19 protein-coding genes are annotated in these 18,800 nt (G+C 46.9%); 15 read left to right on the top strand and 4 right to left on the bottom strand.

Annotation, left to right across the window (positions count from 1 at the left end):
- Window position 1: 1 nt before the first annotated feature.
- Genes S1OALGB6SA_RS07020 through S1OALGB6SA_RS06980 form a run of 9 tightly spaced genes read left to right on the top strand, consistent with a single transcriptional unit; the run spans window position 2 to window position 7,737 of the window.
- Entirely contained in the window at window positions 2-1,288 is a 1,287-nt protein-coding gene (locus tag S1OALGB6SA_RS07020) for a beta-ketoacyl-[acyl-carrier-protein] synthase family protein (RefSeq protein ID WP_230204485.1), read from the top strand.
- Entirely contained in the window at window positions 1,285-2,025 is a 741-nt protein-coding gene (locus S1OALGB6SA_RS07015) for an SDR family oxidoreductase (RefSeq protein ID WP_037560827.1), read from the top strand. Before S1OALGB6SA_RS07020 ends, S1OALGB6SA_RS07015 begins: the two co-directional genes overlap by 4 nt.
- The gene (locus S1OALGB6SA_RS07010) at window positions 2,015-3,268 is read left to right on the top strand and encodes a hydroxymethylglutaryl-CoA synthase family protein (protein WP_081949856.1); all 1,254 of its coding nucleotides are present in this window, start codon (window positions 2,015-2,017) and stop codon (window positions 3,266-3,268) included. Before S1OALGB6SA_RS07015 ends, S1OALGB6SA_RS07010 begins: the two co-directional genes overlap by 11 nt.
- Window positions 3,259-4,095, top strand: coding sequence for an enoyl-CoA hydratase/isomerase family protein (locus S1OALGB6SA_RS07005; protein WP_037560829.1), 837 nt, complete (start codon window positions 3,259-3,261; stop codon window positions 4,093-4,095). Before S1OALGB6SA_RS07010 ends, S1OALGB6SA_RS07005 begins: the two co-directional genes overlap by 10 nt.
- Complete coding sequence (locus tag S1OALGB6SA_RS07000) at window positions 4,092-4,844, top strand: polyketide synthase (protein WP_037560830.1); 753 nt, start codon at window positions 4,092-4,094, stop codon at window positions 4,842-4,844. Before S1OALGB6SA_RS07005 ends, S1OALGB6SA_RS07000 begins: the two co-directional genes overlap by 4 nt.
- 8 nt (window positions 4,845-4,852) lie before the next feature.
- Window positions 4,853-5,680, top strand: a complete 828-nt coding sequence (locus S1OALGB6SA_RS06995) for an SDR family oxidoreductase (protein ID WP_037560831.1) — start codon at window positions 4,853-4,855, stop codon at window positions 5,678-5,680.
- 19 nt (window positions 5,681-5,699) lie between these two features.
- Window positions 5,700-5,945, top strand: a complete 246-nt coding sequence (locus tag S1OALGB6SA_RS06990) for a phosphopantetheine-binding protein (RefSeq protein ID WP_037560832.1) — start codon at window positions 5,700-5,702, stop codon at window positions 5,943-5,945.
- Window positions 5,946-5,953: 8 nt separating this feature from the next.
- The gene (locus tag S1OALGB6SA_RS06985) at window positions 5,954-7,210 is read left to right on the top strand and encodes an aminotransferase class I/II-fold pyridoxal phosphate-dependent enzyme (protein WP_195910353.1); all 1,257 of its coding nucleotides are present in this window, start codon (window positions 5,954-5,956) and stop codon (window positions 7,208-7,210) included.
- A gap of 2 nt (window positions 7,211-7,212) precedes the next feature.
- Window positions 7,213-7,737 carry a 3-hydroxyacyl-ACP dehydratase FabZ family protein gene (locus S1OALGB6SA_RS06980; protein ID WP_124032982.1) on the top strand — a complete coding sequence of 175 codons (525 nt, stop codon included), beginning with the start codon at window positions 7,213-7,215 and terminating at the stop codon, window positions 7,735-7,737.
- Here the strand turns inward: S1OALGB6SA_RS06980 and S1OALGB6SA_RS06975 are convergent.
- Complete coding sequence (locus tag S1OALGB6SA_RS06975; RefSeq protein WP_195910352.1) at window positions 7,732-9,006, bottom strand: beta-ketoacyl-[acyl-carrier-protein] synthase family protein; 1,275 nt, start codon at window positions 9,004-9,006, stop codon at window positions 7,732-7,734. The two genes, S1OALGB6SA_RS06980 and S1OALGB6SA_RS06975, sit on opposite strands and share 6 nt — an antisense overlap.
- 52 nt (window positions 9,007-9,058) lie before the next feature.
- Window positions 9,059-9,559: an L-2-amino-thiazoline-4-carboxylic acid hydrolase gene (locus S1OALGB6SA_RS06970; RefSeq protein ID WP_037560833.1), complete on the bottom strand. Its 501-nt coding sequence runs from the start codon at window positions 9,557-9,559 to the stop codon at window positions 9,059-9,061.
- 179 nt (window positions 9,560-9,738) lie between these two features.
- Here S1OALGB6SA_RS06970 and S1OALGB6SA_RS06965 point away from each other — a divergent pair, with 179 nt between their 5' ends.
- The 6 genes from S1OALGB6SA_RS06965 to S1OALGB6SA_RS06940 are packed head-to-tail and all read left to right on the top strand — an operon-like array spanning window position 9,739 to window position 16,309.
- A complete protein-coding gene (locus S1OALGB6SA_RS06965; protein ID WP_081949864.1) occupies window positions 9,739-10,851 on the top strand; it encodes a BMP family ABC transporter substrate-binding protein in 1,113 nt (370 codons plus the stop codon).
- A gap of 6 nt (window positions 10,852-10,857) precedes the next feature.
- A complete protein-coding gene (locus S1OALGB6SA_RS06960; RefSeq protein WP_037560834.1) occupies window positions 10,858-12,417 on the top strand; it encodes an ABC transporter ATP-binding protein in 1,560 nt (519 codons plus the stop codon).
- On the top strand, window positions 12,410-13,456 hold the full coding sequence (locus tag S1OALGB6SA_RS06955; protein WP_124032980.1) for an ABC transporter permease: 1,047 nt from the start codon (window positions 12,410-12,412) through the stop codon (window positions 13,454-13,456). Before S1OALGB6SA_RS06960 ends, S1OALGB6SA_RS06955 begins: the two co-directional genes overlap by 8 nt.
- Window positions 13,453-14,403 (top strand): ABC transporter permease, encoded by a 951-nt coding sequence (locus tag S1OALGB6SA_RS06950; RefSeq protein WP_037560835.1) that lies wholly within the window; start codon window positions 13,453-13,455, stop codon window positions 14,401-14,403. The genes S1OALGB6SA_RS06955 and S1OALGB6SA_RS06950 overlap by 4 nt, the downstream gene beginning before the upstream one ends.
- Window positions 14,400-15,335, top strand: a complete 936-nt coding sequence (locus S1OALGB6SA_RS06945) for a nucleoside hydrolase (protein WP_200881570.1) — start codon at window positions 14,400-14,402, stop codon at window positions 15,333-15,335. Before S1OALGB6SA_RS06950 ends, S1OALGB6SA_RS06945 begins: the two co-directional genes overlap by 4 nt.
- A gap of 32 nt (window positions 15,336-15,367) precedes the next feature.
- Window positions 15,368-16,309, top strand: a complete 942-nt coding sequence (locus tag S1OALGB6SA_RS06940; protein ID WP_124032979.1) for a nucleoside hydrolase — start codon at window positions 15,368-15,370, stop codon at window positions 16,307-16,309.
- 36 nt (window positions 16,310-16,345) lie between these two features.
- On the opposite strand, the gene S1OALGB6SA_RS06935 is transcribed toward S1OALGB6SA_RS06940, so the two are convergent.
- Window positions 16,346-17,935, bottom strand: coding sequence for a 5'-nucleotidase C-terminal domain-containing protein (locus tag S1OALGB6SA_RS06935; RefSeq protein ID WP_124032978.1), 1,590 nt, complete (start codon window positions 17,933-17,935; stop codon window positions 16,346-16,348).
- Window positions 17,936-18,041: 106 nt separating this feature from the next.
- Entirely contained in the window at window positions 18,042-18,776 is a 735-nt protein-coding gene (locus S1OALGB6SA_RS06930) for a metallophosphoesterase family protein (RefSeq protein ID WP_124032977.1), read from the bottom strand.
- Between the last annotated feature and the right edge of the window lie 24 nt (window positions 18,777-18,800).

The raw sequence follows: 18,800 nt of genomic DNA, 5'->3' as shown, positions 1-18,800 counted from the left end.
CATGAGCAGACGGGTTGTAATAACCGGCATGGGGACAGTGAATCCACTTGGTGACACGCTTGAAGGGTTTTATAAAAATTTGATATCTGGAAAATCTGGTATGAGAAGATGGACTTCGATTGATCTTTCGAAGGTAGAATGTAAGATTGGCGGCGATATGGGGAATTATGATGCCATTTCTGTCCTGGCGCGCTTCAAGGACGCTTTGGGTGTCGATCGTCATAAGGCTATAAGGAAGCTTTTTCGACGCACAACTTTTTCAGCGCGGATTGGAATGCTGACAGCTTTGGATGCCTGGTTGGATGCGGGTTTGACGATTGGTGATGGCGATCCTTATCAAACCAGTGTGTTGGTGGCCGGCCATAATCTCAATTCAAACTATATTTTTGAGCTGATCAAGCAGTACCAGGATGAACCGGAGTATATAGATGCCATGGCCGGAGTTGAGGCTATTGATTCGAATATACCTGGCATTATTGCAGAAGTGCTTGAATTGAAGGGGCCAAGTTTCGTGTTAGGAGGGGCTTGCGCAAGTGGGAATTTAGCCCTTCGCGATGGTTTTCGAGATATCATGAGCGGTGATTGCACGCGTTCGGTGGTTTGTGGCCCCCCCTTTGATGTTTCGCCTGCCGATATCCTGGCATCTACGATTATTAATGCGGTGGTAATCAAACCGGAGTATCAGAATAGGCCAGAGGAAGCTTCCCGACCTTTTGATGTCGATAGGTGCGGTTTTTTGTACTCTCACGGTGCGGCTACGCTTATTTTGGAGAGCTTGGATAGCGCTCTTGAAAGGGGTATACATATTTATGGTGAGGTGCTAGGTGTTAGTGCCGGTGCCAATGCGAATCATCTTCCCATGCCCGGCGTGGAAGATCAGGAAAGAGTGATGCTTGAACTTTTAAGGCAAAGTGATGTGGAGCCTGGCGAGGTGAGCTATGTGAACTGCCATGCGACTGGCACCCCCGCGGGTGATTTGCAGGAGATTAGGGCGATAAAAAATGTGTTCGGTAAGGATGCTGGAAGTTTGAGAATAAATGCTCCGAAATCGATGCTTGGCCATACTTGTTGGGCTTCTCCTCTCGTGGAAACAGTTGGAGGTCTCTTACAGATGAAATACGGTGAATTACACCCTACAATCAATATCCGGAGGCTGGATCCGGAAATTGATCTGGATGTGGTACTCGAGCCACGTGTCTTTCAGATTGAATTGATGTTAAAGAATTCCTTTGGTTTTGGCGGAATCAACTGCTGTTCGTTAATAAAGCGATACGAGGTTGCAAGGTGAATGCACTTGTAACTGGCGGATCGCGGGGAATTGGCCGTGCCATAGTGCTGAAGCTGGTGAGAGAGGGTTATAATTGCGCCTTCACCTATTCTGGCAACCAGGAGGCGGCGAATGAAACGCTGAGATTGGCTTGGAAATCTAATTCCAATCTTCAGATTGAAGCGCATCTTATGGATCAGGGATATGCGGAGCAGGTGGAAAGGGTCTCCAACAGTATATTGGAATCGTTCGGCAATATTGAAGTTCTTGTTAATAATGCAGCCACTAATTGTAACAATGTGATTGCTTTTATGGCAGATGAGCAATGGGATGAAGTGATTCGCACCAATCTCTCGGGGCCTTTCTATCTCATCAGGCAGTTTATAATGCATATGGTTGGAAATAGGTTTGGACGTATCATAAATATCTCGTCGCTGGCGGAAGATGGAGCCAGCGGACAGGCAGGTTATGCCGCAAGTAAGGGCGGACTGGTGGCTCTTTCAAAGACCGTGGCTCGCGAATACGGTCTCAAAGGCATCACCTGCAATGTGATAACTGTCGGCCTTGTGGAAACCGAATTGACAAATAGTCAGCTCTCGGAAAAGCTTAAATCTGTTTGGCTGGAATACTGTCCGATAGGAAGAATTGGCGAGGCGGATGAAATAGCGGATGCGGTACACTATCTTACAACGGAAAAAGCTGGATTCATCAATGGTGAAACAATAAAAGTGACAGGTGGACTCACCTATGTGCCGTAAAGCTCAAGGAACGATGATGAAAATTGGAATCGAAAACCTGAACATATATGGCTGCAGCATGGCCCTGGATCAGGGAAAACTGGCTGAGGCTAGAGGAAAAGATCCCCAAAAAGTTGTTAAGGATTTTTTGATCGATACGCGGTCGCTTAATCCGTTATGGGAAGACGTGGTAACCATGGGGGCAAATGCGGCCAAACCGATAGTAGAGAATATCGATCCCAAGAGCATTGGTATTCTGATTGTTGGCACTGAGAGTTCGGTTGACTTTGGCAAGCCGATTAGCACGAACATCACCGGCGCGCTTGGTTTGCCACCTAATATCAGGAACTACGAGACAAAACACGCCTGCTATAGCGGCATTGCAGCGATGGATGCCGCCGTGAACTGGCTGGCCTCCGGATTTGGCGATGGCCGTAAGGCGCTTGTTATTTCGTCCGATTTTTCACGGGAGCATTTGAGAACCAAGGAAGAATTTGTATTGGGTGGAACCGCTGCGGCGGTGCTGCTAAGCGATACTCCGAGGTTGTTGGAATTTGAGCCCAGGAGGAAGGGTACGTGGACAACAGATATCTATGATACGTTTCGACCCAGTGCGAGGGCGGAAGTGGGGAATAATGAGGTGAGTCTCTACGCCTATATGGATGCTCTGGAGGGCGCCTGGGGAGACTATGTGAGCAGAGCCGAGGGAGGGACTGATTTTGATGGGGATCACCGATGGCTTTGCTATCATACACCATTTCCGGGCATTGCCTTTCAAGCACATCGCACGCTGTGCAATATAAATGCACCACGAAGAAAATCCGAGGTGATTGAAGACTTTGAGAGGAGGGTTGTTCCAACCCTGCAATTCTCGCGCCGTCTGGGTTCCACCTATGGTTCGAGCAATTTTGTGGGTATAGCGGCTCTGCTTTCCGGTGATTCGAAACTTGGAACCGGGGATAGAATAGGTTTCTATGCTTACGGTTCAGGCGCTATAGGCGAATTCTGGAGTGCCAGATTATGTGATGGAGCCCGGGCTGAGATGAAAAAAATGGATATTCAAAGTAGTCTCAATGCTCGAATGAATGCCTCGGTGGAAGAGTATGAGAAAATCGAACTTCATCGAAGTCAGGTTGTGGAATTGCCTGATTTCAACCCTGACCGCAGTTTTCCTGGGGGTCTGTGGGAATCCGCCTACAGGGGCAGGGAGCTACTCACCTTGGAGAAGGTGGAAAACTATGTTAGGACTTATGCGTGGAGTTAGCACCTGCAGCATTGGAAACCTTTATCGTATCCGGGGCGGGGATTATAGTGATGGGCGATGGCGATGGAGGAAACCGATTGACACCCGGCTTGATCGATTCCTTAATGGATGCCGTTGAGGCTCATGTTGATAATCCGGATGTCCGCTTCATAATTTTACGCTCTCGTGGTGCACATTTTTGTCATGGAATGGATTTGGAAGCTTATCTTGCCAATCCGGACAGGGAGGCTTTGGAAAGGGAAATTACATCCTATGCGGCGTTGCTCCTGGCGTTGAATAACTGCCCAAAAACCACTCTTGCGGTTTTGGAAGGTTCGGTTAAGGCCGGTGGAGTGGGTTTGGCTTCGGCCTGCGATATTGTGATTGCATCCGAAGAAGTAGTTTTTGAATTGAGTGAGGCTTATTGGGGTTTGATACCAGCCAATGTGATACCATATCTTCTTACCTGTCGCATTTCTCCCAAGCGGGCCGCTTATTTGATTCAGACTGCTGCAGCTGTTAAGGCGAACGATGCGCTGATTCTGGGTTTGGTTGAGGAGGTGCATCCGAAGATAGAAATGGAAAGAGCCGTTAGAAGGATAGGAAGGAGATTGTCACGTATTTCACCCCTTGCAACATCACAGTACAAAGCCTTCGTTGCTGATATCCAGGATTTACCATTGGCAGAGCGTGGGAAAATCGCGGTTGGGAAACTTGTGCAGATAGCATCTAATTCACAGATTCGGAACTCCATTCATAACTTTTTACAGGGTGATGCCCCAGTTTGGTTTAAGAGCTTCAAGCCTACCAGGGCATTGACCGAGTCTGGGGAAGAAGAGAAAGTATGAGCGGGATAATCAAACTTCGAATAGAAGACGATGGAATCGCCTGGATCAAGATGCGCGATGAACACAACAAAAACACTTTTTCCAGGAATTTCGTAGAGGATTTTCTCGATATTATGAACGAATTGGAGTCGTTCAAGGATTCTGTAAGAGTGATGGTGTTGCAGGGCTTATACGATGTGTTTTGCGCGGGAGCCGATGAAGATACATTGATAGCGCTCACGAGGGGCAAGGCTGTAGTAAGGGATATTGCTATCTCTGAACGCCTTATAAACCTTGAATTTCCGGTAATCGCAGCGGTTGAAGGACATGCAATGGGGGGCGGACTGGCTATGGCCACTTGCTGTGATATTGTCGTTGCCGCCCGCGAAAGCCGTTTTGGAGCGGTTTTCATGTCTATGGGATTCACGCCGGGAATGGGCATGACTACATTGCTTTCTGAACTGGTTGGACCCTATGTCGCCTCGGAGATGATGTTTTCGGCTAAGCGTTTCAGGGTGAGCGAATTGGAACGGATGGGAACGAATATCAACCACATAGTGACGAAAATCAGAGTTCTCCCGGTTGCTAAAGACATTGCTCGACAGATTGCCGAAAAAAATCCGAAGTCAGTTCGGCTTCTAAAATATGCTTTGAGCGCAAGGAAGAAAAAACTATTAGTTGAAGCGCGTATGCAGGAAGATATGATGCATCGGATAAGCTTCAATTATCCTGAAACTTTGAAAAATATAAGGGACGCCTATGTTAAATAGGCATTGTGATGAAAATGATTGACTTATCCGGCAAAACAGCCCTGATTACCGGTGGAACTGGAGGGATAGGTTTAGCCAGCGCCCTCAACCTGGGTGCTGCGGGGGCCCAAACAGTCTTGACTTTCAAATGGGGCTCTTCGAAGGAAGGGGAAGTATTGGAATTCTTTGAGCGTTGCGATGCCCCCAAACCAATGCTATTTGAGGCCGACGTCTCGCGTGAGGAAGATACGGTTTCCTTGATGAACAGCTTGAAAGATTTGGTTAACGGTATCGATATCTTCGTTAGCAATGTGGGTTTTGCTCTCAAGGCTGAAACTCTGGATGATTACCGTAAGAAATCATTGTACAAAACCTTTGATTACAGTTCATGGCCGATAATCGACTATACAAAGCGTATAAAGGAAGGTTTTGGCAGGTATCCCAGATATGTAGTCGGAATTTCGTCCAACGGTCCGGATCACTACTATCGTGGTTATGACTATGTGGCGGCATCGAAGGCACTGCTGGAGTTCTTTACTCGCTATTTAGCGGTTCATTTATATCAGGAAGATTGTCGGGTGAATTCTGTGCGATTTGGTATGGTGAAAACTGCCTCGTTCAGTGCAATATTCGGTGATGAATACTTTAGGTGGCTCAAGGATTCCAGGGGTGTGGATGAGTCTGATTTGCTTAGTACCGAGGATTGTGGTAAGGTGGTGCTGGCTCTCTGCAGTGGGTTGCTGGATGCAATGAATGGACAGATTATAGAGGCTGATTTGGGTCTTCCGTTCGTTGACAACGTTATGACGGATTATATTAATATGAGAAACAGGGAAATCCAGGAAAGCGATTTGTAAGCATATTATGAGGAATAAAATGACTAGATTTGAAGTGATCGAAGTAATGAAGAGAATTATTGCAGATAACTTAGATGATATGAACGTGGATAATATCGATCCGCAGAAATCAATGAAAGATTATGGTGCGAATAGTTTGGATATGATTGAGGTGGTTTCCTGCTCGATGAGGGAACTCAATATCAAAGTGCCTCGCGCCGAATTGGCCGAAATTCAGGATATCGATGGTTTGGCTGATAAGTTCATGGAATACATCGATACATAGTATTGGATGTGGCCAATAATATTCTAAATTTCAGTTTGGCTGATTTCTTTTATAACGATAATCCCGATGTGCTTGGAACGCCTCTTGATTTTGAGAAGTGGATAAACCATTCGGACGTCCGGAAGAGCTTCAGTTTCTTTGAGCAGGAAATTCTGGAAGCGCCCAGAGTATCGACACGAATTCGCAGCAAACTGGATGGCAAAGTACGGAAGGTAATCAATCTTACTTCATATAACTATCTGGGACTATCAACACATCCGGAAGTTATCGCGGCGACAAAAGCCGCTTTGGACAAATATGGGTTGGGATCTTCAGGTGCGCCGCTGCTTTCAGGGACTTTTGATATTCACACTGAATTTGCTCGGCGGCTTGCTGAATTTAAGCTGAAAGAGGACTGCATTCTTTATTCAAGTGGTTTGGGAGCTAACGTTGGCGCGATTCAGGGGATAATGCGTAAGGGCGACTATCTCATCCTGGATGAAAAATGCCATAAGAGCCTGATTGACGGGGGAAATCTCTCAGGCGCCAAAATGCTTTTTTTCACGCATAACGATATGAAAAATCTGGAGCTGATGCTTGAGAAAGCCAAAGGCAAGAGAACCTTGGTAGTTGTTGAGGGAGTCTATTCAATGGACGGGGATCTTCCCAGGCTGACGGAAATACTTGAGCTCTGTGAAATCTACAGGGCTGGTTCGTATATCGATGAGGCCCACTCCACGCTGATATTCGGAGAGAACGGACGAGGAGTGGCTGAGCATTTTGGAGTAGAGGATCGCATCGGAATATCCTTTGGAACTCTCAGTAAGTCCTTTGGCGGTGTAGGCGGCTTTGTCTGCTCTAATAAGCCCCTGATACGATATCTCAAGGGGTATTCATCGCCCTGGAACTTCTCATGCGCCCCCTCGCCTGCTGTCATTGGGGGGTTGATGAAGGCCTTGGATGTGGCTACTAGAGATTCCTCCCTCAGAGATACCTTGTGGGCAAATGTCAATTATATGAGAAATGGATTGAAGGGCATGGGGCTCAATCTCGGCGAGAGCGAGTCTCAAGTGATACCGATTATTATCGGACATTCAGGCGAAAAACTCATGGGTTATGCCGAATCGATGCAGAAAAGAGGTTTGTTTCTGCAGCCGGTGGATTTCCCGGCTGTTCCCGCTTATTCCAGACGATTTCGTATTTCGATATCCTCCCAGTTGAGCAGGAATGAAATGGACGAAACCCTTTCGATAATAGAAGATGTAATAATTAAGGGTTTCAGGTAACGGTGAATGAATCGGCTCTGCTTAGGCTGTATCGGAGGAAGGTGCTGGCAAAACCGGATGCTCTTCCCTTCCAGTTTGAGTATACAAGGTTTGACATAGAGAGACTTATTCCCCATCGCGATCCGTTTCTGTTCTTAGATAGTCTGTTCGCACTCGATTTAGAGAATGCAACCCTGGCAGGCCGAAAACACCTCATTCCTGATTTACCGCTCTTCAAAGGGCACTTCCCGGACTATCCGGTGTTTCCTGGTAGCCTTCAGGTTGAAACGATTGGGCAGCTGGGTCTTTGCTTACACCATTTTGTTGGGGAAAACACCCACTTGATAAACGAAGATGCAAAGCTGCCGGATGTTCGTGCTACACGGGTTTGTGGCGCTTTTTTCAGGATGGAGCTGCGTCCCGGTGACGATATGGTGATTTTAGCGAAGCTTATTGAGCATGATGAATATTTAGGAAAGATTCTCGGTCAGGTGACGCTTCGCGGCGAGGTTGCAACGACGGCTCTGCTGGAGGTAGCCTTTCTATAGCATGCCCTGATATCGTTTTAGAATCAACACTGCGTTCAAACCTCCAAAGCCGAATGCGTTCGAAAGAATGTGATTAACCGAAGATGCATCAGTTGGAGTTGTAATAACGTTCAAATTGATTTCTGGGTCTAAGCGATCGTGGTTGGCGGTTGGATGAATTATATTTTCTTCGAATGCCATAATAGCGGCGATTGCTTCTATTGCACTCGCTCCGCCAAGCAAGTGACCAGTCATAGACTTCGTGCTGTGAACTGGAACCTGGCTTCCGCGTTCGTTCAATGCGTTATTTATGGCTATGCCTTCAGTTTTATCTCCAACAGGTGTAGCGGTGCCATGCGCGTTGATTAAATCGATATCCGCTGCCTCAAGCCCAGCCATATCCATTGCAGCCTTTATTGCGCGAACCGCACCTTCTGCTTCCGGATGTGGAGCAACTAAATCGTGAGCATCGCTGGTGAATCCAAACCCCGCAATCTCGGCATATATATGGGCCTTCCTTCGTTCGGCATGTTCAAGTTCCTCTAGACAGAGCACACCTGCGCCCTCCCCAAGAACAAAGCCGTCTCTATCTGCATCGAAGGGACGACTCGCCTTTTCCGGGTTTTCGTTTCTACCCGACAGGGCCAGGATATTCCCAAAAGCGGCTAGCCCCATTTCGTTTACCGCCGATTCCGAACCCCCGGCAAACATAATATCCGCAATCCCTGTTTTTATAAATGAATAGGCCTGACCAAATGCATGATTGCCGGTGGAGCAGGCCGAGCATATTGAAAAACAGGGCCCCCTTATGCCTGCTTCTTTTGCGAAAAAGGCAGTTCCAGTGCTTGGAATACAACTGACGATGTAAAAGGGCGAAATCTCATTCATCCTATTCTCATGAATCAGGTTGGTGGCGTTTTGGTGGGCAAGAACGCCACCCGCGCCGGAACCGATAATGGCGCCGCAACGCTCACTCAAATCTCCGCTCTCAAGTTTAGAATCTCTAAGTGCCTGAATTCCTGCAATATGGGCCATAACGATATACCGGTCAAGTCGTTTAATCATCTTAGGCTGTTCAAAATACTCTCGAATATTCTCAGGATAGTCCACTTCGCCGCCGAATCGAATATGGTAATCATGAAGCTCGATATTTCTAATCATACGAATGCCAGAGTGTCCCAGCTTTAAATTCGTCCAGTATTCCTGCACGGTATTTCCAATGGGATTTACAGTTCCTAGGCCAGTTACGACCACTCGTCTTTCCCTGGAATCAACTTGGTGTTGTGTCATCTTCATCCTTTTCAAGTATCCAGCCGATCACGATTGTGTCAGAATTCGAATGTTATGCCGGGGGTTTGCGAAAAAGAACCTCGCAGCAGCTGTTGCCTTTGGCAATGGTTCCACCGAGGGCAAAATCAAAACCTACTTGCCTGGCAATCTCCCGATCGCCATCCATAGCAATATCACAAAGCACCTTGATTCTTTCCTCATCGATGCCCAGCTTTCGCCAGGCACTAACGAGGGGACAGTAATTAAATTCAATTTCGAGCTTATTTGCACTAAGCTCAGTAACTTCCATTTCAAAAAGTTTTTTATTTAATTCAGACAGGAATGCCTTGCTAAATTCCGGCATGTCGGTTTTCTCCGCCATAGCTTCAAAGATGGCTTTACCATGCAGCATGCCGGTTTGGCTTACCGCCTTTCTGGCTATACTTTCCCAGTCTGCACCATGTTTCTCGGCTTCGAGACACATGAGGCCCATCCATGTAGCCCGGTGTTCAATGGCCTTTCTAACGCTACTTACAGTCTCATCGTCGTTGATGGAACTCGTGTTCAGGTTCATAAATGACTCCTATATGAGGAAAACAGGGATTTACAGAGCATGCAACACTCAAAATCCAGATTATCATATGGCTGATAACTCTGTCATCTGCTACCAGTACTGTCTGCTGTTAAGATGTCTTTAATAAAAACCCTTTGTAATTTACCATTATCCGAAATTTTTATTCAAAAGGAGTGTATATGAATAGGTTTTATGCAATTCCCATTTTCATTTTGGCATCTGTAGCAATGTTTTTTGCTGGTTGTCGGGGGAAGACAGAAGCAGGAACGGACGATGATGGGGTTTTGAAGATTGTAAATTTGATTAATGGTACTCGGGGAGATAAATCATTCTTTGATTCATCCGCAGCCGGCATGGATTTGATTGAAGCTAAGTACGACTCTGCGGTGTTAACCAAGACAATTGAGATGTCTTACGATCAGCCAAACTGGGAGCCGACTCTTCTGGATATCGCAGATCAGGATTGGGATATTATTATTGTGGGGACTTGGCAGATGACAGAGATGCTGGAAGAGGTGGCGAGAGATAATCCTGATAAAAGGTTCATTATCTACGATACGGAGGTAGACTATTCACTCGATTTGGGAAATGTTTACTCAATTCTTTACAGTCAAAACGAGGCTTCATTTGTGGCAGGAGCCTTGGCGACGGCGCTTACAAAATCGAATTTGCCACTTACAAATCCTGATAAACTTATCGGTTTTCTAGGTGGGATGGATATCCCGGTTATCAATGATTTTTTGGTGGGTTATGTGGAAGGAGCTCGCTATGTCGATCCCGATATAAAGATAGCTGTGTCTTATATTGGTTCGTTTGATGATACTGCTAAAGGTAAGGAGATGGCCCTGGCACAGTACAGCCAAGGAGTGGATATCGGTTTCAATGTTGCGGGCCAGGCGGGCTTGGGTCAGCTTGATGCCGCCAAGGACATGCATCGCTATGCCATTGGTGTAGATTCCGATCAGGCTGAGTTTTTTGTACAAACAGACAAAGCTACCGCGGATCTGATAGCTACCAGTGTTTTAAAGCATGTGGATAAGTCGCTTCTTAGAGCGATAGATATGCATATGGAGGGCAAGGCACCATATGGCAGTTCGGAGATACTGGGATTTGACGAGGAAGGAGTTGGAATTGCGAAAAATGAATTCTATATGGCCATTGTGCCAGAGGAAATACGTGAGCTGGTTGATGAAATTGAAGAGAAGATTCGAAGCGGGGAAATTGAAGTGAGCTCGGCTTTCGGCATGGACTCGGAAGCGATAAACGAACTGCGTTATTCGATAAGTCCATAGCTAAGAATGACAAGCGATGCCGTCCTCAGTATGGAGGATATCACCAAGGTGTATCCTAACGGGATAGTGGCCAACAAGGGTGTGAACTTTTCCGTTAGGACAGGTGAAATTCATGGCCTGGTGGGAGAGAACGGAGCAGGCAAAACCACCTTGATGCAGATTCTTTTTGGTTTGAATCAGGCAGATGTGGGGAAGATTTTTTTCAACGGCAAGGAAATCAAGATCGATAGTCCCCATGCTGCTATTGCTCAGGGCATAGGGATGGTGCATCAGCATTTTATGCTGGTGCCATCGCTGACCGTGTCGGAAAATCTGGTGCTTGGCCTGGAACCACGTCGGGGGTTTATTTTCGATAAATCCAGAGGAATCCATATTACTCAGGAACTTTCGAAGAAGTACAATCTCAAGGTGGAGCCTGACATGCTTGTTCGCGATTTGCCTGTGGGTCTTAAGCAAAAAGTTGAAATTCTGAAGGCACTGTACCGGGGCGCAAAAATACTGATTCTAGATGAACCGACCGCCGTTCTGACTCCTCAGGAGATGGTGGAACTTTTTAACGAACTCAGGCAGTTAAGAGATGAAGGAAATACGATCATATTCATCTCTCACAAGCTGGCTGAGGTAAAGGCTCTTTGCAATCGCGTTACGGTGATGCGTGCGGGGAAAAGTCAAGGAGTGTTCAATGTGGAGGATGTAACCGAAGAGGATATTTCCCGGATTATGGTGGGCCGCGATGTGATACTGCGGGTGGAGAAAGATGTGGCTCAACCCAAAGAGTCTGTATTGAAAGTTAACAGGCTCACTGTTGTCAATAGTTTTAACAAGAGAGTTGTAGACGACATCTCCTTTTCTTTGCGGCGTGGTGAAATTTTGGGGGTGGCAGGTGTTGAGGGTAATGGGCAGCGAGAATTGGTAGAAGCCATAACCGGTTTTGGGAGTTATGGATTGGGCAGCATCTTAATTGACGGGGAGGATATAAAACAACTGAGCATTAAGGAGATTCGTGATTTAGGATGCTCTCATATTCCTGAGGATCGTATGAGTTATGGTTGCGCCCCAACTCTGAGTGTTAGGATGAATCTACTATCCTACAAGCATAACCGTCGAGAATTTAATCGGCGATTTTTCCTGATGCATATGAGCACTATCCGAGATGTCTCGACGGAATTGGTGAAGGAGTATCAGATTCTTTGTACTTCGACGGAGCAGGAAGTAAGGTGTATGTCGGGAGGGAATATACAGAAGGTGATTGTTGCGCGAGAATTCTCGGATAATCCCAAACTGATTGTGGCCAATCAGCCCACTCGGGGTATCGATGTTGGCGCAACTGAGTTTATCAGGAAACGTCTGGTGGAGTTGCGTGATAGAGGCGCGGCGGTGCTTCTGGTATCGGCCGATTTGAACGAGGTGATGGAGCTCTCCGACAGTTTTCTTGTAATGTATGGCGGCAAAATAAATGCGTTCATCGAGGATGTTTCCAACTTCAATGAAGAAAAATTGGGGCAATACATGCTGGGCTTGAAATCTCAAGATGTGGATGAGATTGGGAGGGCCCTGCATGACTAAGGCACAGTGGCGCTTCGAGTTTTATCGCACCGGTGTAGTGATTATTACCGCTGTTCTGCTATCACTGCTTATCATTGTTTTGGTGAGCGATATGCCTGGTTTGGCAATAAAGCTTTTCCTCACAGGCCCCCTGGATAGTCTTCGGCACTTCGGGAACCTGGTGGAAATGGTTGTGCCTCTGCTTTTTACAGGCTTGGCGACTACTGTGATGTTTACCGCTTCGCAGTTCAACTTGGGAGCCGAGGGAGCCTTTTTCTTTGGCGCTATCGGCGCGGCGTTTATTGCGGTGAATTGGAATTTACCTCCAGTTTTGCACCCTGCGGTGGCGATTGTTTGGGGAGGGATTATCGGATCCGTTTTTTGCGGAATTCCAGGCGCTTTGAAGGTTAAATGGGGTAGCTCAGAACTGGTTTCCTCCTTGATGTTCAATTACATCGCCTTTTTCCTGGGTTTGTATCTAATCAACTATCTGCTGCGTGATGTAACTGCGGGGGCGATGGTTTCCTTTCCATTTGCCAACTCCTCGAAGCTAGTAAAAATTATTCCTAAAACCAGAATCCACACAGGACTATTCATAGCGGTTTTCACGGTTCTTGTGATGGGTGTGTTTACATATAGAACTCGTTGGGGATATAGGATACGTGTCCTTGGTACGAATATTGAGTTCGCTCGTTATTCGGGAATAAATACGACTTGGACCATTGTGATGAGTCAGGTGCTGGGTGGATTTCTTGCTGGTATGGGTGGTTCCATTGAGCTATTGGGAATGTATAGACGTTTTGAATGGCAAACTCTGCCGGGTTATGGTTGGACGGGAATTATTGTGGCTATCCTTGCTCACAACAACCCTTTTTACGTGCCCCTAGCCGCTTTATTTCTGGCATATATGAAAATTGGTTCGGATATTATGTCGCGGTCCACCGATATGCCTAACGAGTTTGTGGCGATTATTCAGGGAATGATTATAATACTGATTTCAGCTTCAAGTTTTCTTTCAAAACAGAGACATAAGATGATAGTTCGCGAGGCGATATCATGAATGCTGTTTTCGAAATCGTCTTGAATCCGCTTTTTGCCTTTTCCGTGCTTCGGGTTTCCACTCCCATTCTTTTCGCTGCGCTTGGTGCGCTAATCTCGGATAAAGCTGGTGTAATCAACATTGCGCTTGAGGGGATAATGCTAATCTCCGCCCTGGCTGGAGTGATTTTCTCGGCAATCAGTGGGAGTGCTTTTTTTGGACTCTTTATGGCGTTGTTCTTTGGGGGCCTGGTGGCATTCGGTTTGGGATATGTTTCTCTGAAACTCAAAACCGATGTTATTCTGGCCGGAATTGCGATAAATCTCATCGCATCGGGCGGCACGGTGTTTGTGTTATTCTTGCTAACAGGCGATAAGGGAATTTCTTCATCATTGGCTTCCAAGTTGCTGCCCAAAATTGATATCCCAATTCTTAAGAGCATTCCGATATTGGGACCAATTTTATCCGGCCACAATATTCTTACCTATTTCGCCTTCATTTCGGTTTTTTTAGTTTGGTTCCTTCTGTATAGAACTCCGCTTGGGCTCAGGATTAGGGCGGTAGGAGAGAATGAACACGCTGTCGATTCGGTTGGAATCAGTGTTGTCAAGACAAGATTCATAGCACTGATAATCAGCGGAGTTATGGCTGGTTTCGGCGGGGCTTATATGACTATGGGATATATTTCCTGGTTTAGCAGGGATATGACGGCAGGCAGGGGATTCATTGCCCTGGCGGCTGAATCCATGGGGGGGGCTACGCCGCTCGGTTCAATGCTGTCGTCCTTGCTTTTTGGTTTTTTTGACGCTCTTTCCAATTCGCTGCAATTGCTCAAAATTCCATATGAGTTTGTTAGCATGCTGCCGTATGTTGCCACGGTTGTGGGGCTTGTCATCTATACAACTCAGAAAACTAAGAGGATGCATAGGATGCGTATTAAGGCTGAGAGCAAAAAAGAGGTTTTGTGAGCTCTAATCGAATTCCTGTAATTGTGGATTGTGATCCCGGGCACGATGATGCTGTCGCCTTGTTTTTTGCTCATGCAAGAAAGGAAATTGATATTAGGCTGGTTAGCACAGTAGCCGGGAATCAGACAGTTGAAAAAACCACCCTCAACGCGCAGAGAATTATTAGCTTCTTGAAAATGAAGGCGCCGGTGGCCAGGGGGGCGTCAAAACCACTCTTCAGGGATTTAATCACGGCGGAGTCGGTGCATGGTGAAAGTGGATTAGATGGGCCGGTGTTGCCGGATGTGCATATATCTGCGGTAGAACAGCCGGCATTTTCTATGATGGTTAAGGTTCTGGAGGAGAGCGAGAAACCGCTGACTATAGTGGCTACCGCCGCCCTCACCAATGTTGGCCTTTTGCTCTTGCTGCGTCCTGATTTAAAGTCAAGAATAGAGCGAATTAGCCTGATGGGTGGATCGCTTAGTGGCGGTAACTGGAGTCCATCAGCCGAATTCAATATCTTAGTGGATCCTGAAGCGGCGCATGTAGTGTTTTCTTCGGGGTTGCCGATTATTATGAGCCCTCTTGAACTTACTCATAGAGCACTTGTAACCACTTCGGATATTGAGCGAATTCGTTCTATTGGCAGTCGAAGCGCCTTGTTAGTTGCCGGATTGCTTGATTATTTCTGGAAGGTGCATGAGAGGGCTGGTTTCCTCGGAGCGCCGCTTCACGATCTTTGCGCAGTGGCCGTCTTGACGGCTCCGGAGATTTTTCAGGGAAAAAGAGGGCGTGTACAGGTTGAGTGCGAGGGTGTTTATTCGAATGGAACGACTGTAGTGAGCCTGGTTGATTTTCCGGATCCTGATGCCAATGTCGAAGTTCTATTGGATTTAGATAGAGAGGTACTTGTAGACTTGCTTGTGACGACTTTGGAAACGCTGGACTAGAGTGATATGGAACGCGATTTCGGATAATTGTGATGGTACGCCGAGTGGTTGATAAACGAAAAATTATTATCGATTGCGATCCTGGCATTGATGATGCGCTGGCAATTTTCATGGCCCTGGCATCTGATGAGCTTGAAGTTCTTGGCATAACTACTGTTGCGGGGAATGTCAATGTGGCGCAGGTGAGCGTCAATGCGCTTTCTTTGGTGAGCCTTTGTGGTAAGAGAATTCCGGTGTGCAGAGGCGCGGCAAAACCTTTAATTCACACCCGGAGGGAAGAAACTCGTGTTCATGGCGTAAATGGGGTGGGGGGCGTGAGGCTGCCCGAGCCTGATTTTGGTGAGGATACCCGGTTGGCGATTGACTTCATTCGGGAGATGATAGAACTCAACAAAAACAACCTGGATATTATTGCCATCGGTCCACTTACGAATATTGCCGGAATCTTGTTGGCCTTTCCAGAATTGGCGAGGAGCATCAGAAGCATTTTTCTGATGGGTGGGGCTGTGGGGCCTGGGAATGTCACCCCCGCGGCGGAATTCAATATTTTTGCCGATCCTCACGCCGCGGCTGTTGTTTTTAATTCGGGTGTTCCGATTATGATGTATCCTCTTGATGTTACCAATAGAGCTTCTATTGGAGAGATACAAATGGCTGAACTTTGGAATATGGGAGGGGAAATCCCGAAGTTCTGCCATAGAATGCTAGCGAAATATGCCGACTTTTATCGCGGCAAGGGGATTGCTGAAATCGCACTGCACGATCCTTTTGCGATGGCCTGCGTTATTGACGAGGGCTTGGCAACTTACAAGGAATACCATATTGACGTGGAGATTAGTGGTGGGTTGACGCGGGGTAAGACTATTACGGATGTGGACGGCATAACTGGGAATAGGGCAAATGTGAAAGTGGCCGTTGATTTGGATAAGAAGGGTTTCGTTTCGCTGTTGTTCAGACTGCTTGCATCGTTTTGACATGATGGGGTGGCGGAAGCCACCCCATGGTTTTTTTTATTCTATTACGGTGATGCGCCCCTCAACTTTTGGCGTTATTGAGCCACCCAAATGTTGTATGTAATCGATTAATGTATCTCGCTGGAATCTAGAGGTGTCATATTGGTAACCATTAGTCATCATGACATACTTGTCGCCTCCAGTGGCCAGGAATGAATTAGTGGCCACTTTGTATGTCCTGCCTGGATCGATTGGCTCGCCATTGATGCTGATGTCGCGGGTTTCGCCGGAGGTGAAATCCACGGTAAATTCCACGCCTTTTGAAACCTGCGGAAATCCACCCTTGCCTCTGGGGATAGTGGGAAAGAAATCGAACATTTCCTGCACTTCGACGCCTGTCATCTCCACGGTTATCACTGTGTTGTCAAAGGGAAGTATCTCGTAAATAAGTTTTTTCTTGATCGATCCCTCGGGCAGATCTGCGCGAATTCCACCGCCGTTCTGTATGGCGAAGTCCACCTCCAGTCTTTCGGTTTCCCAAAGCATGGCATCGGATACCAGATTTCCCAGCGCCGTCTCGGTTATTCGAACTTCACTTTGGTTAAAGAATGCGGTTGAATTGCCAATTATTTCTCCGAGTTCTACTTCCACTTGGTTTTTATAGGGGATAAGCGCGGCTAGTAGATAGGGATCTTCGGTATATTCCTCGCCGATGTATGTGTAGATATTGTTTCCATCGGCATCTTCGCTTACCTCTTTGAGGTTTACGGGAAGTGCTTCCCAATCAAAGGCGCTAAGCTTGCCATTGTCAACTGTTATCGTTGCCTTGCCTACATGCAGTCCCCACTGCCAGGCCTGCACTATTGGAGTTTCATTTACCCAGACGGCCTCGCTTAAATTTGTGTGACTGTGACCATCGATGAATAAATCGATGCCGTCCACCATTGAGACTACCCTGCGGGAACCAAGGGTATTGTCATCGTAAAGACCAAGGTGCCCTACGGCGATTATTATGTCGACTTTTGGTTCCAACTCGGCAACGATGCGCTTTGCCGCTTCAACTTCATCTTCAAACAAGAGACTGCCGGTTATGTTCGGTGAGGTGACGGTGGGGGTTTCGGCTGTGGTTAGGCCAAAAATTCCAACACGAATGTCGTCAAAGGTTTTGATGATGTAAGGTTCTACAACCGGTGTTCCGTCGGCATAGCTGATATTGGCGGAAATAAAGGGGAAATTAGCCAACCTCTGCTGTTTTTCCAGAATCGCTAGAGGTTTATCGAATTCGTGGTTGCCCAGCGTCAAGGCATCATATCCTATGTAGTTGTATCCGATTATGTCCGGTGTGGTATCGAAGAAGTTGGACTCGGGGCGGCCGGTATTCAAATCGCCAGCATCCAGTAACAGTACGTTTGGGTGTTCATCACGTATGTCTTCAACGAGGGTTGCTATGGCCGGTAAGCCGCCTACGTCGGGAGATGGGTAATGAAAAAATTTAATGGGATGACCGTGAAAATCGTTCGTATGGAGAACAATTATTTCTCCGGAACCTTTAAGTGGTACTTCTCCGCCGCCGTTTGCTATGAGCGCGAACGGTAAGGCTACCAGTAATAAGCCCGCTGCAAGTATAATGCGAATTCTCTTATTCATAGATTTCCTCCAAATTTTAGATTCTTATAGGCTAAATAGTAGCTGGGAGCGGATGTTTTTGCAAGTGAAGCGACGTCTTTTGGAGGTGAAAAGTTTGGAACAATTGCTATTGTGGAACCATTCGGTTAATCAGGGATTTTGGGTAGCCACCTTTCAGCATTTTTTTTCTTGTCACTTCGCGATTCCACGAACAGCTTCCGAAGAGGATTGTTTTTAATTCGGGTTGGAGTATTATGTAGCGGGCGGTGGGTATGCCGTCTCTTGACTGTCCGACGCTTCCTGGATTGGCTAAGTGGAAAGTGCTCGAATAGTTGAACTCTTTGTTATACTCGATTCTCAGCAGTTGCGCGCCTGTTCCCGGGGTAAGGGCCCATAGAGCGGGGATGTGTGTGTGGCCGGTTAGGGTGAGGGGAGTCTGTGTGGCCGTTAAGATTTGTGTGGCTGAGACATTGTCCAGTATATAGCCCCAAATCGGGTTTTCCAGGCTGCCGTGGGTTAATGTTATTGAACGCCTTACTATTACTTTCGGCAGGTTTTGAAGGAAGCTTTTTGCCTCTTCGGACAGAATGGATTGATGAATCTGTATTGCTTTTTTTGCCTCGAAATTGAAGTTATCGATGCTGAGTTTTCCGCAGGCGGCGAAATCGTGATTGCCGCCTATCATTAAGGCGTTATACTTGCGGAGGAGTTCCAGGCAAAGGTTCGGATCGGGGCCATACCCGGCTATGTCGCCGAGTACCCAGATTTCCTCGAAGCTTCCCAGGGTATTGTCCAATACTGCTTCAAGCGCTTCTAAATTGCCGTGAATATCGGCAACCACTAGTACGGGTGAGTGAGACATAGGTTCCCTTCATCCATTATAGTT

The organism is Olavius algarvensis spirochete endosymbiont (assembly GCA_900608495.1).
Lineage (GTDB): Bacteria > Spirochaetota > Spirochaetia > DSM-2461 > DSM-2461 > UBA2779.
The sequence above is the reverse complement of the archived record's forward strand: the minus strand, read 5'-3'. Positions and strand labels throughout refer to the sequence as shown.

What these genes read in the sequence shown, in the direction of transcription:
- S1OALGB6SA_RS07020 (WP_230204485.1), top strand. Translation starts at nt 2, where the DNA reads ATGAGCAGACGGGTTGTAATAACCGGCATGGGGACAGTGAATCCACTT.
- S1OALGB6SA_RS07010 (WP_081949856.1), top strand. Translation starts at nt 2,015, where the DNA reads ATGTGCCGTAAAGCTCAAGGAACGATGATGAAAATTGGAATCGAAAAC.
- S1OALGB6SA_RS07000 (WP_037560830.1), top strand. Translation starts at nt 4,092, where the DNA reads ATGAGCGGGATAATCAAACTTCGAATAGAAGACGATGGAATCGCCTGG.
- S1OALGB6SA_RS06995 (WP_037560831.1), top strand. Translation starts at nt 4,853, where the DNA reads ATGAAAATGATTGACTTATCCGGCAAAACAGCCCTGATTACCGGTGGA.
- S1OALGB6SA_RS06990 (WP_037560832.1), top strand. Translation starts at nt 5,700, where the DNA reads ATGACTAGATTTGAAGTGATCGAAGTAATGAAGAGAATTATTGCAGAT.
- S1OALGB6SA_RS06975 (WP_195910352.1), bottom strand. Translation starts at nt 9,006, where the DNA reads ATGACACAACACCAAGTTGATTCCAGGGAAAGACGAGTGGTCGTAACT.
- S1OALGB6SA_RS06970 (WP_037560833.1), bottom strand. Translation starts at nt 9,559, where the DNA reads ATGAACCTGAACACGAGTTCCATCAACGACGATGAGACTGTAAGTAGC.
- S1OALGB6SA_RS06965 (WP_081949864.1), top strand. Translation starts at nt 9,739, where the DNA reads ATGAATAGGTTTTATGCAATTCCCATTTTCATTTTGGCATCTGTAGCA.
- S1OALGB6SA_RS06960 (WP_037560834.1), top strand. Translation starts at nt 10,858, where the DNA reads ATGACAAGCGATGCCGTCCTCAGTATGGAGGATATCACCAAGGTGTAT.
- S1OALGB6SA_RS06955 (WP_124032980.1), top strand. Translation starts at nt 12,410, where the DNA reads ATGACTAAGGCACAGTGGCGCTTCGAGTTTTATCGCACCGGTGTAGTG.
- S1OALGB6SA_RS06950 (WP_037560835.1), top strand. Translation starts at nt 13,453, where the DNA reads ATGAATGCTGTTTTCGAAATCGTCTTGAATCCGCTTTTTGCCTTTTCC.
- S1OALGB6SA_RS06940 (WP_124032979.1), top strand. Translation starts at nt 15,368, where the DNA reads ATGGTACGCCGAGTGGTTGATAAACGAAAAATTATTATCGATTGCGAT.
- S1OALGB6SA_RS06935 (WP_124032978.1), bottom strand. Translation starts at nt 17,935, where the DNA reads ATGAATAAGAGAATTCGCATTATACTTGCAGCGGGCTTATTACTGGTA.
- S1OALGB6SA_RS06930 (WP_124032977.1), bottom strand. Translation starts at nt 18,776, where the DNA reads ATGTCTCACTCACCCGTACTAGTGGTTGCCGATATTCACGGCAATTTA.